The 12938-nt window shown below is 70.9% G+C and carries 13 protein-coding genes; 12 read left to right on the forward strand and 1 reads right to left on the reverse strand.

Going from position 1 to position 12938, the window contains the following annotated elements; genetic code table 11:
* Positions 1 to 80: 80 nt before the first annotated feature.
* The 5 genes from IE124_RS26075 (at position 81) to IE124_RS26095 (ending at position 4931) form a co-directional block, all read left to right on the forward strand.
* Positions 81 to 446: a YraN family protein gene (locus IE124_RS26075; RefSeq protein WP_189510922.1), complete on the forward strand. Its 366-nt coding sequence runs from the start codon at positions 81 to 83 to the stop codon at positions 444 to 446.
* The gene (locus IE124_RS26080; protein ID WP_189510924.1) at positions 446 to 2071 is read left to right on the forward strand and encodes a YifB family Mg chelatase-like AAA ATPase; all 1626 of its coding nucleotides are present in this window, start codon (positions 446 to 448) and stop codon (positions 2069 to 2071) included. Before IE124_RS26075 ends, IE124_RS26080 begins: the two co-directional genes overlap by 1 nt.
* Positions 2068 to 3222: a DNA-processing protein DprA gene (gene dprA, locus IE124_RS26085; RefSeq protein ID WP_189510926.1), complete on the forward strand. Its 1155-nt coding sequence runs from the start codon at positions 2068 to 2070 to the stop codon at positions 3220 to 3222. The genes IE124_RS26080 and dprA overlap by 4 nt, the downstream gene beginning before the upstream one ends.
* A 251-nt stretch (positions 3223 to 3473) precedes the next feature.
* Positions 3474 to 4310 (forward strand): RNA polymerase sigma factor WhiG, encoded by an 837-nt coding sequence (gene whiG, locus IE124_RS26090; RefSeq protein WP_189510928.1) that lies wholly within the window; start codon positions 3474 to 3476, stop codon positions 4308 to 4310.
* A gap of 72 nt (positions 4311 to 4382) precedes the next feature.
* Entirely contained in the window at positions 4383 to 4931 is a 549-nt protein-coding gene (locus tag IE124_RS26095; protein WP_150274316.1) for a TetR/AcrR family transcriptional regulator, read from the forward strand.
* A 9-nt stretch (positions 4932 to 4940) separates the two neighbouring features.
* Here the strand turns inward: IE124_RS26095 and IE124_RS26100 are convergent, their stop codons facing one another.
* The gene (locus IE124_RS26100; RefSeq protein WP_189510930.1) at positions 4941 to 5411 is read right to left on the reverse strand and encodes a murein hydrolase activator EnvC family protein; all 471 of its coding nucleotides are present in this window, start codon (positions 5409 to 5411) and stop codon (positions 4941 to 4943) included.
* Between the two features lie 255 nt (positions 5412 to 5666).
* Here IE124_RS26100 and rpsB point away from each other — a divergent pair, with 255 nt between their 5' ends.
* The 7 genes from rpsB to IE124_RS26135 all read left to right on the forward strand — a co-directional run bounded on the left by rpsB (position 5667) and on the right by IE124_RS26135 (position 12937).
* A complete protein-coding gene (gene rpsB / locus IE124_RS26105) occupies positions 5667 to 6575 on the forward strand; it encodes a 30S ribosomal protein S2 (RefSeq protein ID WP_189510932.1) in 909 nt (302 codons plus the stop codon).
* 102 nt (positions 6576 to 6677) lie between these two features.
* Positions 6678 to 7514 carry a translation elongation factor Ts gene (tsf, locus tag IE124_RS26110; RefSeq protein ID WP_189510933.1) on the forward strand — a complete coding sequence of 279 codons (837 nt, stop codon included), beginning with the start codon at positions 6678 to 6680 and terminating at the stop codon, positions 7512 to 7514.
* 164 nt (positions 7515 to 7678) lie between these two features.
* On the forward strand, positions 7679 to 8443 hold the full coding sequence (pyrH, locus tag IE124_RS26115) for a UMP kinase (RefSeq protein ID WP_055646001.1): 765 nt from the start codon (positions 7679 to 7681) through the stop codon (positions 8441 to 8443).
* Positions 8444 to 8540: 97 nt separating this feature from the next.
* A complete protein-coding gene (frr, locus tag IE124_RS26120) occupies positions 8541 to 9098 on the forward strand; it encodes a ribosome recycling factor (RefSeq protein ID WP_150265645.1) in 558 nt (185 codons plus the stop codon).
* On the forward strand, positions 9098 to 10201 hold the full coding sequence (locus IE124_RS26125; protein ID WP_189510935.1) for a phosphatidate cytidylyltransferase: 1104 nt from the start codon (positions 9098 to 9100) through the stop codon (positions 10199 to 10201). Before frr ends, IE124_RS26125 begins: the two co-directional genes overlap by 1 nt.
* Before the next feature lie 253 nt (positions 10202 to 10454).
* Complete coding sequence (rlmN, locus tag IE124_RS26130) at positions 10455 to 11567, forward strand: dual-specificity RNA methyltransferase RlmN (RefSeq protein ID WP_055641103.1); 1113 nt, start codon at positions 10455 to 10457, stop codon at positions 11565 to 11567.
* A gap of 257 nt (positions 11568 to 11824) precedes the next feature.
* Positions 11825 to 12937 carry a thiamine ABC transporter substrate-binding protein gene (locus IE124_RS26135; protein WP_189511097.1) on the forward strand — a complete coding sequence of 371 codons (1113 nt, stop codon included), beginning with the start codon at positions 11825 to 11827 and terminating at the stop codon, positions 12935 to 12937.
* Position 12938: the final 1 nt, after the last annotated feature.

A 12938-nucleotide genomic window follows, 5' to 3' on the forward strand; every position in this document is an offset into this window, starting at 1 on the left:
CTCCACAGCGCCCAGGCCCTCCACAGGGCCGCACACGGTCCGGCGCACTCCGTCACAGTCGGTGACGGAGGTGGTACCGCATGAACAGGACCCAAGCCCTCGGACGGTACGGGGAAGAGCTGGCGACCCGTCGGCTCACCGCGACCGGCATGCACATCCTCGCCCGCAACTGGCGCTGCGGCCGGTCGGGAGAGATCGACATCGTCGCCCGTGACGGCGACACCCTCGTCATCTGCGAGGTCAAGACCCGACGCCACGGCGCCTATGAACATCCGATGGCCGCCGTCACCCCGACCAAGGCCGAGCGGCTCCGCCGTCTCGCCGCCTGCTGGCTCGACCGCAGCGGCACCCCCGCCCCCGCGGGCGGCGTCCGCATCGACCTCGTCGGCATCGTCCTGCCCCGCAAGGGCGCCCCCGTCCTCACCCACGCCCAGGGGGTGGCCTGATGGGATTCGCCCGTACCTGCTCCGTCGCCCTCGTCGGCGTCGAAGGCGTCGTCGTCGAGGTCCAGGCCGACCTCGAACCGGGCGTCGCCGCCTTCACCCTCGTCGGCCTCCCCGACAAGAGCCTCAGCGAGAGCCGCGACCGCGTCCGGGCCGCCGTCGTCAACTCCGGCGCCGAATGGCCCCAGAAGAAGCTCACCGTCGGCCTCAGCCCCGCGTCCGTCCCCAAGAGCGGCAGCGGCTTCGACCTGGCCGTCGCCGCCGCCGTCCTCGGCGCCGCCGAGCGGATCGACCCCCGCACCATCGCCGACCTCGTCCTCATCGGCGAACTCGGACTCGACGGCCGCGTCCGGCCCGTCCGAGGCGTCCTGCCGGCCGTCCTCGCCGCAGCCGAGGCCGGATACCGCCAGGTCGTCGTCCCCGAACAGACCGCGGGCGAGGCCGCACTCGTCCCCGGCGTCTCCGTCCTCGGCGTCCGCACCCTCCGCCAGCTGATCGCCGTCCTCACCGACGAACCCGTCCCCGACGAGGAACCCACCGAGGAGGGACGGCCCGACGCCATGCTCGCCGGACTCCTCGTCCCCGGCGCCGGCATCGGCACCGGACTCGCCGCCGACCCCGGCGCAGACCCGACCGGGGGCCCTGACCTCGCCGATGTCGCCGGGCAGCACCGCGCCCGCCACGCCCTGGAGATCGCCGCGGCCGGCAGCCACCACCTGATGCTGTCCGGCCCTCCGGGCGCCGGGAAGACCATGCTCGCCGAGCGGCTCCCCGGCATCCTCCCGCCCCTCACCCGGCAGGAGTCCCTCGAAGTCACCGCCGTCCACTCGGTCGCCGGCATCCTCCCGCCGGGCGAACCCCTCGTGCGCCGCGCCCCCTACTGCGCGCCGCACCATTCCGCCACGATGCAGTCCCTCGTCGGCGGCGGAAACGGCCTTCCCAGGCCCGGTGCCGTCTCCCTGGCACATCGCGGCATCCTTTTTCTGGACGAAGCCCCAGAGTTCTCCGGCAAGGTCCTGGACGCGCTCCGCCAGCCCCTCGAATCCGGACACGTCGTGATCGCCCGAGCCGCGGGCGTCGTCCGTCTCCCCGCCCGTTTCCTCCTCGTCCTCGCCGCCAACCCCTGCCCCTGCGGACGGCACACCCTCCAGGGCGCCGGCTGCGAATGTCCTTCCTCCCTCGTCCGCCGCTACCAGGCCCGCCTCTCCGGCCCCCTCCTCGACCGCGTCGACCTGCGCGTCGAGGCCGAACCCGTCACCCGCGCCGACCTCCTCGGACTGGGCGGCCGGGGCGAGGCAACCGCCACCGTCGCCGCCCGCGTCCACGAGGCCAGAGCCCGCGCCGCCGCCCGCCTCGCCGACACCCCCTGGAGCGTCAACAGCGAGATCCCCGGTCACGAACTCCGTACGCGTTATCTCGCCGCACCCGGTGCCCTCGCCGCCGCCGAACGCGACATCGAACGGGGACTCCTCACCGCCCGCGGCCTCGACCGCGTCCTGCGCGTCGCCTGGACCGTCGCCGACCTCGCCGGACACGACCGGCCCGACAGCGGGGACATCGCCCTCGCGCTCGAAATGCGCACCGGCATCGCCCGCGGGGTGCCCGTGGGAGCGGGGGAGCGCGCATGACCGCCACCACGGACGAGCGAATCGCCCGCGCGACCCTCACCCGGGCCGTCGAACCCGGTGACGAGCACGCCGGCCGGTGGCTCCGGCACCACGGCGCGACCGGCTTCCTCGACCGGCTCCTCCACCCCGGCGACGACCCCTTCCCCGGCACCGGAGCGAAACGCGTCGACGGCTGGCGGCGACGTGCCACCGCCGCCGAACCCGCCCGCGACCTCGACACCGTCCACCGGCTCGGCGGACGCTTCCTCATCCCCGGCGACATCGAATGGCCCCGTCAACTCGACGACCTCGGCCACGCCCGCCCGCTCGGCCTCTGGCTCCGAGGCCCCGCCGACCTGCGGACCTGGGCCCTGCGCTCCGTCGCCCTCGTCGGAGCCCGCGCCTGCACCCCCTACGGCGCCCACATCGCGGCCGAGCTCGCCACCGGCCTCGCCCGAGAGGGCTGGGTCGTCGTCTCCGGCGCCGCCTACGGCATCGACGGCGCGGCCCACCGCGGCGCCCTGGCCGCCGGCGGAGCCACCGTCGCCGTCCTCGCCTGCGGGGTCGACACCCCCTATCCCCGAGGCCACGGTGGGCTCATCGGCCGCATCGCGGAACAAGGACTCGTCGTCGGGGAACTGCCGCCGGAAAGCCACCCCACCCCCAGCCGGTTCATTCTCCGCAACCGCGTGATCGCCGCCCTCACCCGCGGCACCGTCGTCGTCGAGGCCCAGCACCGCAGCGGCTCCCTCGTCACCGCCCGCGCCGCCGCCCGCCTCGGCCGCCACACCATGGGCGTCCCCGGCCCCGTCACCAGCGCGCTCTCCGCCGGCGTCCACGAGCTGCTCCGCGGCGACGCCACCCTCGTCACCGACGCACAGGAGATCGTCGAACTCGTCGGCGACATGGGCGAACTCGCCCCTGCCCGACGCGGACCCGTCCTCCCCCGCGACCTGCTCGCGCCCGCCACCGCGCACATCCTCGAAGCCGTCCCCGCCCGCGGTCCCACGCCCACGACCGTCATCGCCCGACGAGCCGGAACCACCCCCGATGACACCCTCGTGAAGCTGTACGAACTGCACTCCCTCGGCTTCGTCGAACGGTACGAAGCGGGCTGGCAGTTGACGAACACCGCCACACAGCCGTCGAACGCGCGGCGAGGCGATACTTGACCTGGCGCATTCGGGTGACAGGGTGAATCCGATGAGCAACCGAGTTCTCTCGGCCGAATCCGAGGGGTCGACACGCGCCACGGCCCGGGTTCGAAGATGTGGCCGACGGCGTCCACCCGGACCGGCGCGATCCACCGATGTTCGCGCACCGCGACGGCGCACTCACGCTACGCTCACCAGGATTCCCTCAAGGACACCCCACAGGACACCTCCACCGACACACCCGACAGCAGAACGGCTCAAGGCAACGCATGCCCCAGCACACCTCCGGGTCTGACCGCGCTGCGGTGCCCCCAGCAGCCCGGGGCGCCGTGCGACCACCCGCACCGACCTCGCTCGACGAGCTGTGGCGCTCGTACAAGGACACCGGCGACGAGCGGCTGCGGGAGCAGCTGATCCTGCACTACTCGCCGCTGGTCAAGTACGTCGCCGGACGCGTCAGCGTGGGGCTGCCGTCCAACGTGGAACAGGCCGACTTCGTCTCCTCCGGGGTCTTCGGCCTCATCGACGCCATCGAGAAGTTCGACGTCGAGCGCGCCATCAAGTTCGAGACGTACGCGATCACCCGCATCCGCGGCGCCATGATCGACGAACTCCGCGCCCTCGACTGGATCCCGCGCTCCGTCCGCCAGAAGGCGCGCAACGTCGAACGCGCCTACGCGACCCTCGAAGCCCAGCTCCGGCGCACGCCCTCCGAGAGCGAGGTCGCCGCGGAGATGGACGTCACGCTGGAGGAACTGCACGCGGTTTTCAGCCAGTTGTCCCTGGCGAACGTGGTGGCCCTGGAGGAGCTGCTGCACGTCGGCGGAGAGGGCGGCGACCGCCTCTCACTGATGGACACCCTGGAGGACACGGCGGCGGACAACCCGGTCGAGGTCGCGGAGGGCCGCGAGCTGCGCAGGCTGCTCGCCCGGGCGATCAACACGCTCCCCGAGCGGGAGAAGACCGTCGTCACGCTCTACTACTACGAGGGCCTCACGCTGGCCGAGATCGGCCACGTCCTCGGCGTCACCGAGAGCCGCGTCAGCCAGATCCACACCAAGTCGGTCCTCCAGCTCCGCGCCAAGCTGGCCGACGTCGGACGCTGAGCCGCCCCGAGCCGGTCGTACAGTGGAGCCGTGCCCAGGATTCGAGCGGCCTCCGTGGCCGAGCACCGGACGATGCAGCGAGGCGCCCTGCTGGACGCCGCGCGTTCCCTGCTGTCCGAGGGCGGTACGGAGGCGTTGACCTTCCCCGCACTCGCCGAGCGCACGGGCTTGGCCCGGTCCTCGGTGTACGAGTACTTCCGCTCGCGCGCGGCCGTCGTCGAAGAGCTGTGCGCGGTGGACTTCCCCGTCTGGGCCGCCGAGGTCGAGACCGCCATGGCGGGCGCCGAGACGCCCGAGGGCAAGGTCGAGGCGTATGTCCGCACCCAGCTGGCCCTGGTCGGGGACCGGCGCCACCGGGCCGTCGTCGCGATCTCGGCGAGCGAGCTGGACGACGGGGCCCGCGAGAAGATCCGCGCGGCCCACGGTGGCCTCGTCGCCATGATCGTCGAAGCCCTCGCCGCCCTCGGTCAGCCCGAGCCCCGCCTGGGCGCCATGCTCCTCCAGGGCGTCGTCGACGCGGCCGTCCGCCGCATCGAGCTCGGCGCCGCGGAAGACCCGACGCAGATCGCCGAGGCGGCGGTCGCGATGGCCCTCCACGGCGTCAACGGCTCCCCGGCCTGACCGTCGCCCCTAGGGCCTGTCCGACCCTGATCCGCCGCCGACCGGCAGGAGCCGGGACGGCGCCCTTCCGACCAGGAGCAGCGGGTTCAGATACGTCCTGCCGCGGAGCAGGCCCCAGTGGAGGCAGGTCTCCGGGCAGTGCGTGCCCGGTGCGACCCGGGCGACGGGCGTACCGGCGGCGACCCGGGTGCCGGCCCTCACCAGCGGGGTCACCGGGGAGAAGGTCGTACGCAGCGGGGGAGCGCCCGTGCCCGGGAAGGTCAGGGTGAGGACCCCCCGGCCGCCCACCGGGCCCGCGAAGGAGACCGTGCCCGCCGCCGGGGCGCGCACCGGACTGCCGGCGGGCGCCGCCAGGTCGACGCCGCGGTGGCCGGGGCCGTACGGGCCCGCCGGGGGCTGCCAGCCGCGGAGGATCTCGGGCGGGGGAGGGCCCACCGGCCACAGCAGGCCGAGGGTCAGGAGCAAGGTCACGAGGTGCATGGGGAAAGGCTCCCCGGGGTGACCGGTTCACAGGGGTCGGAGACGGTTTCTGTGGACTACCCGCCGGTTGTGGACAGCGCCGTCACCCGCCGCTCCCGGGGTCCCGTACACTTCCTATGGCGACTCGGGTCACCGGGTCGACTTCGCACGCCCCGCCATAACCCTCACCGGCTGTGGCAGCGCCTTTCGGTCCCTTGTGGGCATGGCGCGTCGGGGCGTCAGGAATACAACCGAGAAACCCAAGGAGATACGGCCATGGCCGTCGTCACGATGCGGGAGCTGCTGGAGAGCGGCGTCCACTTCGGTCACCAGACCCGTCGTTGGAACCCGAAGATGCGTCGCTTCATCTTCACGGAGCGCAACGGCATCTACATCATCGACCTGCTCCAGTCGCTGTCGTACATCGACCGCGCCTACGAGTTCGTCAAGGAGACCGTCGCGCACGGCGGCTCCATCATGTTCGTCGGTACGAAGAAGCAGGCCCAGGAGGCCATCGCCGAGCAGGCGACGCGTGTCGGCATGCCGTACGTCAACCAGCGTTGGCTCGGTGGCATGCTCACCAACTTCTCCACCGTCTACAAGCGTCTGCAGCGCCTCAAGGAGCTCGAGCAGATCGACTTCGAGGACGTCGCCGCCTCGGGTCTCACCAAGAAGGAGCTCCTGGTCCTCTCGCGTGAGAAGGCCAAGCTGGAGAAGACCCTCGGTGGTATCCGCGAGATGTCCAAGGTGCCCAGCGCCGTCTGGATCGTGGACACCAAGAAGGAGCACATCGCCGTCGGCGAGGCTCGCAAGCTCAAGATCCCGGTCGTCGCGATCCTCGACACCAACTGCGACCCCGACGAGGTCGACTACAAGATCCCGGGCAACGACGACGCGATCCGCTCCGTCACCCTGCTCACCCGCGTGATCGCCGACGCCGTCGCCGAGGGCCTCATCGCCCGTTCCGGTGCCGCGACCGGTGACTCGAAGCCGGGCGAGAAGGCCGCCGGCGAGCCCCTCGCCGAGTGGGAGCGCGACCTGCTCGAGGGCGAGAAGAAGGCCGACGACGCCGAGGCCCCCGCCGCCGAGGCCCCCGCCGCCGAGGCGCCCGCTGCCGAGGCCGCTCCGGCCGAGGCCGCTGCCGAGGCCACCGAGGCTCCGGCCGCGGACGCCGAGCAGGCCTGACCCTTCAGGACCTTCGGGTGACGACGGCGGGGGCTCACGAAGCCCCCGCCGTCCACCCGTGGACCCGCCCGATCTTTCAGACTTCGAGAGAGAAACAGACTCATGGCGAACTACACCGCCGCTGACGTCAAGAAGCTCCGCGAGCTCACCGGCGCCGGCATGATGGACTGCAAGAAGGCCCTGGACGAGGCCGACGGCAACGTCGACAAGGCCGTCGAGGCGCTGCGCATCAAGGGTCAGAAGGGCGTCGCCAAGCGCGAGGGCCGCTCTGCCGAGAACGGCGCCGTGGTCTCCCTCATCGCCGACGACAACACCTCCGGTGTCCTCGTCGAGCTGAAGTGCGAGACGGACTTCGTCGCCAAGGGTGACAAGTTCCAGGCCGTCGCCAACCAGCTGGCCGCGCACGTCGCCGCCACCGCCCCGGCCGACATCGAGGCGCTGCTCGCCTCCGAGATCGAGGCCGGCAAGACCGTGCAGGCGTTCGTCGACGAGGCCAACGCCAACCTCGGCGAGAAGATCGTCCTGGACCGCTTCGCGCAGTACGCCGACGGCTTCGTCTTCGCGTACATGCACCGCACGATGCCGGACCTCCCGCCGCAGATCGGTGTCCTCGTCGAGTTCGACAAGGCCGACGCCGCCGTCGCCAAGGGCATCGCCCAGCACATCGCCGCCTTCGCGCCGAAGTACCTCACCCGTGAGGACGTTCCGGCCGAGGTCGTCGAGACCGAGCGTCGCGTCGCCGAGGAGACCACCCGCGCCGAGGGCAAGCCCGAGGCCGCGCTCCCGAAGATCGTCGAGGGTCGCGTCAACGGCTTCTTCAAGGACGCCACGCTGCTCGGCCAGCCGTACGCCCTGGACAACAAGAAGTCCGTCCAGCAGGTCCTGGACGAGGCCGGTGTCACCCTGAAGCGCTTCACGCGCATCAAGGTCGGCATCTGAGTCCGTCCGCGAACGCGACGGACACCGGACCCCGGTAGGGTCTGAGGCAGTCGTCCGCCACCGCGCAGGACGACCGCAGATCTGACGAGGAGGCCATTGCCGTACGGGATACCCGCGAGGACCCAAGGCAATGGCCTCCTTCGTATGTGCACGAGGAGATCTCCATGAACCAGGGCGCCGTACAGGGCGACGACAACAACGGCAAAAAGGCCGGCCGCTACATGCTGAAGCTGTCCGGAGAAGCCTTCTCCGGCGGTACCGGCCTGGGCGTCGACCCCAACGTCGTGCACGCCATCGCGCGTGAGATCGCGGCGGTCGTCCGCGACGGCGCGGAGATCGCGGTGGTGATCGGCGGCGGCAACTTCTTCCGTGGCGCCGAGCTCCAGCAGCGCGGCATGGACCGGGCCCGCTCCGACTACATGGGCATGCTCGGCACCGTGATGAACTGCCTCGCCCTCCAGGACTTCCTGGAGAAGGAGGGCATCGACTCGCGCGTCCAGACCGCCATCACCATGGGCCAGGTCGCCGAGCCGTACATCCCGCTGCGCGCCGTGCGCCACCTGGAGAAGGGCCGCGTGGTCATCTTCGGCGCGGGCATGGGCATGCCGTACTTCTCCACCGACACCACCGCTGCCCAGCGAGCCCTGGAGATCGACGCCGAGGCCCTGCTCATGGGCAAGAACGGTGTGGACGGCGTCTACGACTCCGACCCGAAGGCCAACCCCGGCGCGGTGAAGTTCGACGCGCTGGAGTACGGCGAGGTGCTCTCCCGCGACCTCAAGGTCGCCGACGCCACCGCCATCACCCTGTGCCGGGACAACAAGCTCCCGATCCTCGTCTTCGAACTGCTCACCGAGGGCAATATCGCTCGCGCGGTGAAGGGTGAGAAGATCGGCACGCTCGTGAGCGACCAGGGCACCCGGGCCTGACAGCCGAACCGGGAACCGCCCCGCAAGGGGATGGACAGAGCCCTGCCGGTCGTACCCACCGTGCAGGACACAAAGCGACGACACGCAGGAGCATGTGGTGATCGAAGAAATCCTCCTCGAGGCCGAGGAGAAGATGGAGAAGGCCGTCGTGGTGGCCAAGGAGGACTTCGCCGCGATCCGCACCGGCCGTGCGCACCCGGCGATGTTCAACAAGATCGTGGCGGACTACTACGGCGCCCTCACCCCCATCAACCAGCTCGCGTCGTTCTCCGTGCCGGAGCCGCGCATGGCGGTGGTGACCCCGTTCGACAAGACCGCTCTGCGCAACATCGAGCAGGCCATCCGCGACTCGGACCTGGGTGTGAACCCCAGCAACGACGGCAGCATCATCCGGGTGAACTTCCCCGAGCTGACGGAGGAGCGGCGCCGCGAGTACATCAAGGTCGCCCGCGGCAAGGCCGAGGACTCGAAGGTCTCCATCCGCGCCGTGCGCCGCAAGGCCAAGGACGCCCTCGACAAGCTGGTCAAGGACAAGGAGTCCGGCGAGGACGACGTGCGTCGCGCCGAGAAGGAGCTCGACGACTCCACCGCGAAGTACGTCGCGCAGGTGGACGAGCTGCTCAAGCACAAGGAAGCCGAGCTGCTCGAGGTCTGATGAACGACTCTTCCTGGGGGGCCCCGGGCGGCACCGACCGCCGGGGACCCGACCAGGGGCCTGCCCCGGCGGGTCCCGCATACGATCGGCATCAGGCGGCGCAGACTCGGCCCATGCCCATCGTGCCCGACGTTCCCGCCGGCGGATTCCAGGACGGTCACGGCCGGGGGGCCGCTCACCAGAGCGGTCCCCTGTTCCGTGACGAGACGCCGCACGAGCACCCGCAGGAGCCCATGTCCAGCCCCACCCCGCCTCCGCCGCCCGCGCCGACGGCGCCACGGCAGAAGAAGAGCGCGGGGCGGGACCTGGGCGCGGCCATAGGGGTCGGAGTCGGCCTCGGTGCCGTCATCATCGCCTCGCTGTTCATCTGGAAGCCGGCCTTCGTCGGAGTGATCGCGGTCGCCGTGGTCGTCGGTCTGTGGGAGCTCACCTCCCGCCTTCAGGAGCGCAAGGCCATCAAGGCTCCACTGGTGCCGCTCGCGGTCGGCGGCGCGGCGATGGTCGTCGCCGGCTACGTCAGGGGCCCCGAGGGCGCCTGGGTGGCCATGGCGCTCACGGCGCTCGCGGTACTCGTCTGGCGGATGACGGAGCCCCCCGAGGGTTACCTGAAGGACGTCACGGCGGGCGTCTTCGCCGCGTTCTACGTGCCCTTCCTGGCGACGTTCGTGGCGATGCTGCTCACTGCGGACGACGGTCCGCAGCGGGTGCTGACCTTCCTGATCCTGACGGTGGTCAGCGACACCGGGGCGTACGCGGTCGGCTGGCGCTTCGGCAAGCACAAGCTGGCTCCGAGGATCAGCCCCGGCAAGACCCGCGAGGGTCTCGTCGGCGCGCTGGCCTTCGCGATGGCGGCGGGCGCGCTGTGCATGGAGTTCATGATCGACGACGGGACCTGGTGGCAGGGCCTGATCCTCGGTCTCGCCGTGGCGGCGAGCGCGACGCTCGGCGACCTCGGCGAGTCGATGATCAAGCGCGATCTCGGCATCAAGGACATGGGCACGCTGCTCCCGGGCCATGGCGGGATCATGGACCGGCTCGACTCGTTGCTGCCGACTGCGCCGGTGGTGTGGCTGCTGCTGGCCTTGTTCGTCGGCACCGGCTGAGCACGGACCGGCTCGGCTCCCTGCTGCCGGCGGCGCCGGTGGTGTGACGGCCGCCGGCCCTCTTCGTCGGAAAGGGTTGACGGACAGCGGGTACTCTGGAAGGGCTCGTGGCGCGCGCGCCGCGGGCCCTTCCGTCGTCCTCGCCACCGCGAGGGCGCTCCAGTGAGGTCTCCTGGCTTCGGCATCGTCATGCCGCGCTTCCCGCCGACGCGGGGCTGTCCGGACCTCGTGCCGTCTGAGGAGACACCCGATCGTGGCCCGTCCCGTGCCCGGAGAACTCACTTTCATCGCCCCCAAGGGAGCCAAGAAGCCGCCGCGGCACCTGGCCGACCTGTCGCCCGCCGAGCGCAAGGAAGCCGTCGCCGCGATCGGCGAGAAGCCCTTCCGGGCCAAGCAGCTGTCGCAGCACTACTTCGCGCGGTACGCGCACGACCCCGCCCAGTGGACCGACATCCCGGCCGCCTCGCGGGAGAAGCTGGCCGGCGAGCTGCTCCCCGACCTGATGTCCGTCGTCCGGCACATCTCGTGCGACGACGACACCACCCGTAAGACCCTGTGGCGGCTGCACGACGGCACGCTCGTCGAGTCGGTGCTCATGCGCTACCCGGACCGGGTGACCATGTGCATCTCCTCGCAGGCGGGCTGCGGGATGAACTGCCCGTTCTGCGCGACCGGGCAGGCCGGGCTCGACCGGAACCTGTCGACCGCCGAGATCGTGCACCAGATCGTGGACGGCATGCGCTCCCTGCGGGACGGGGAGGTGCCCGGGGGACCGGCGCGCCTCTCGAACATCGTCTTCATGGGCATGGGCGAGCCGCTCGCCAACTACAAGCGGGTCGTCGGCGCGATCCGCCGCCTCACCGACCCCGAGCCCGACGGCCTGGGCCTCTCGCAGCGCGGGATCACCGTGTCCACGGTCGGTCTCGTGCCGGCCATGCAGCGGTTCGCCGACGAGGGCTTCAAGTGCCGCCTCGCGGTCTCGCTGCACGCCCCGGACGACGAGCTGCGCGACACCCTCGTGCCGGTGAACACCCGCTGGAAGGTGCGCGAGGTCCTCGACGCCGCCTGGGAGTACGCGGAGAAGTCGGGCCGCCGGGTCTCCATCGAGTACGCGCTCATCCGCGACATCAACGACCAGGCGTGGCGCGGCGACCTCCTCGGCCGGCTGCTCAAGAACAAGCGGGTGCACGTCAACCTCATCCCGCTGAACCCGACCCCCGGTTCGAAGTGGACGGCGTCCCGTCCGGAGGACGAGAAGGCCTTCGTCGACGCCATCGCCCGCCACGGCGTGCCGGTGACCGTCCGGGACACCCGGGGCCAGGAGATCGACGGTGCCTGTGGACAGCTGGCGGCCTCCGAGCGCTGACCTTGTACTCTGAGGTCGAACACATCTCCATATTCCGACAGGGGAGCGCCACAGCGCTGAGAGTGCGGTCACCGTAGGACCGCAGACCCTCTGAACCTTGCCCAGGTCATTCTGGGTAGGAAGTTCGGTCGTTAACTCAAGCTGTTGCGCCCTGCCCGCGGCCGGTTTCCGCCGGACGCGGGCAGGGCCGCGTCTCTTCCTGGTCACACCCAGGAGGAATCTCAGTGAGCACCACCATCTCGTCCGGCACGAAGAGAATGGCCGCCGCCGCGCTCGTCGCGGCGCTCGGCGTCACCACCCTCGCCGCCTGCGGCACGGAGGAGGTCCGCGACGCCGCGGGCAAGACCGGCGCACCCGCGCCGAAGACCGTGACCCTCGTGAGCCACGACTCGTTCAACGCCTCCAAGGAGGTGCTGGCCGAGTTCACGAAGGAGACCGGCTTCAAGGTCAAGGTCCTGAAGGCCGGCGACGCGGGCGAGGCCGTCAACAAGGAGATCCTGACCAAGGGCTCCCCGCAGGGCGACGTCTTCTTCGGCGTCGACAACACCCTGCTGTCCCGCGCCCTCGACAACGGGATCTTCGTCCCGTACGAGGCGAAGGGCGTCGACCGGATCCCGGCCACGTACCGCCTCGACAAGGAGAACCGGGTCACGCCGATCGACACCGGTGACATCTGCGTCAACTACGACAAGAAGTGGTTCGCGGACAAGAAGCTGGCGCCGCCGGTGACCTTCGACGACCTGGCGAAGCCCGCCTACAAGGACCTGCTCGTCGTCGAGAACCCCGAGCGGTCCTCCCCGGGCCTCGGCTTCCTCCTCGGTACGGCCGCGAAGTACGGCGATCGTGGGGGTGCCTCCCAGGGCGAAGCCTCTGGGGGAGGCTGGCAGGACTACTGGACGAAGCTCAAGGCCAACGGCGTGAAGACCGTCGACAGCTGGGAGCTCGCCTACAACCAGGAGTTCTCCGGCTCGGCCGGCGGCAAGCAGGCCAAGGGCGACCGGCCGCTCGTCGTCTCGTACGCCTCCAGCCCGCCGGTCGAGGTGCTCTACGGCGAGCCGCAGCCGAAGGTGGCCCCCACCGGGGTCTCCACCGGCACCTGCTTCCGGCAGATCGAGTTCGCGGGCCTGCTGAACGGGGCGAAGAACCCCGAGGGCGGCAAGGCGCTGATCGACTTCCTGATCTCGAAGAAGTTCCAGGAGGACATGCCGCTCCAGATGTTCGTCAACCCGGTGGCGAAGGACGCGGCCCTGCCGGAGCTCTTCACCAAGCACGGGGTGGTCGTCGAGCAGCCCGAGACCATGGCGCCCGAGAAGATCGCCGAGAAGCGTGACCCGTGGATCCAGCAGTGGTCGTCGCTCGTTCTGAAGTAGT

Source organism: Streptomyces narbonensis (genome assembly GCF_014649015.1).
Lineage (GTDB): Bacteria > Actinomycetota > Actinomycetes > Streptomycetales > Streptomycetaceae > Streptomyces > Streptomyces narbonensis.

What these genes read in the sequence shown, in the direction of transcription:
- IE124_RS26075 (WP_189510922.1), top strand. Translation starts at nt 81, where the DNA reads ATGAACAGGACCCAAGCCCTCGGACGGTACGGGGAAGAGCTGGCGACC.
- IE124_RS26080 (WP_189510924.1), top strand. Translation starts at nt 446, where the DNA reads ATGGGATTCGCCCGTACCTGCTCCGTCGCCCTCGTCGGCGTCGAAGGC.
- dprA (WP_189510926.1), top strand. Translation starts at nt 2,068, where the DNA reads ATGACCGCCACCACGGACGAGCGAATCGCCCGCGCGACCCTCACCCGG.
- whiG (WP_189510928.1), top strand. Translation starts at nt 3,474, where the DNA reads ATGCCCCAGCACACCTCCGGGTCTGACCGCGCTGCGGTGCCCCCAGCA.
- IE124_RS26095 (WP_150274316.1), top strand. Translation starts at nt 4,383, where the DNA reads ATGCAGCGAGGCGCCCTGCTGGACGCCGCGCGTTCCCTGCTGTCCGAG.
- IE124_RS26100 (WP_189510930.1), bottom strand. Translation starts at nt 5,411, where the DNA reads ATGCACCTCGTGACCTTGCTCCTGACCCTCGGCCTGCTGTGGCCGGTG.
- rpsB (WP_189510932.1), top strand. Translation starts at nt 5,667, where the DNA reads ATGGCCGTCGTCACGATGCGGGAGCTGCTGGAGAGCGGCGTCCACTTC.
- tsf (WP_189510933.1), top strand. Translation starts at nt 6,678, where the DNA reads ATGGCGAACTACACCGCCGCTGACGTCAAGAAGCTCCGCGAGCTCACC.
- pyrH (WP_055646001.1), top strand. Translation starts at nt 7,679, where the DNA reads ATGAACCAGGGCGCCGTACAGGGCGACGACAACAACGGCAAAAAGGCC.
- IE124_RS26125 (WP_189510935.1), top strand. Translation starts at nt 9,098, where the DNA reads ATGAACGACTCTTCCTGGGGGGCCCCGGGCGGCACCGACCGCCGGGGA.
- IE124_RS26135 (WP_189511097.1), top strand. Translation starts at nt 11,825, where the DNA reads ATGGCCGCCGCCGCGCTCGTCGCGGCGCTCGGCGTCACCACCCTCGCC.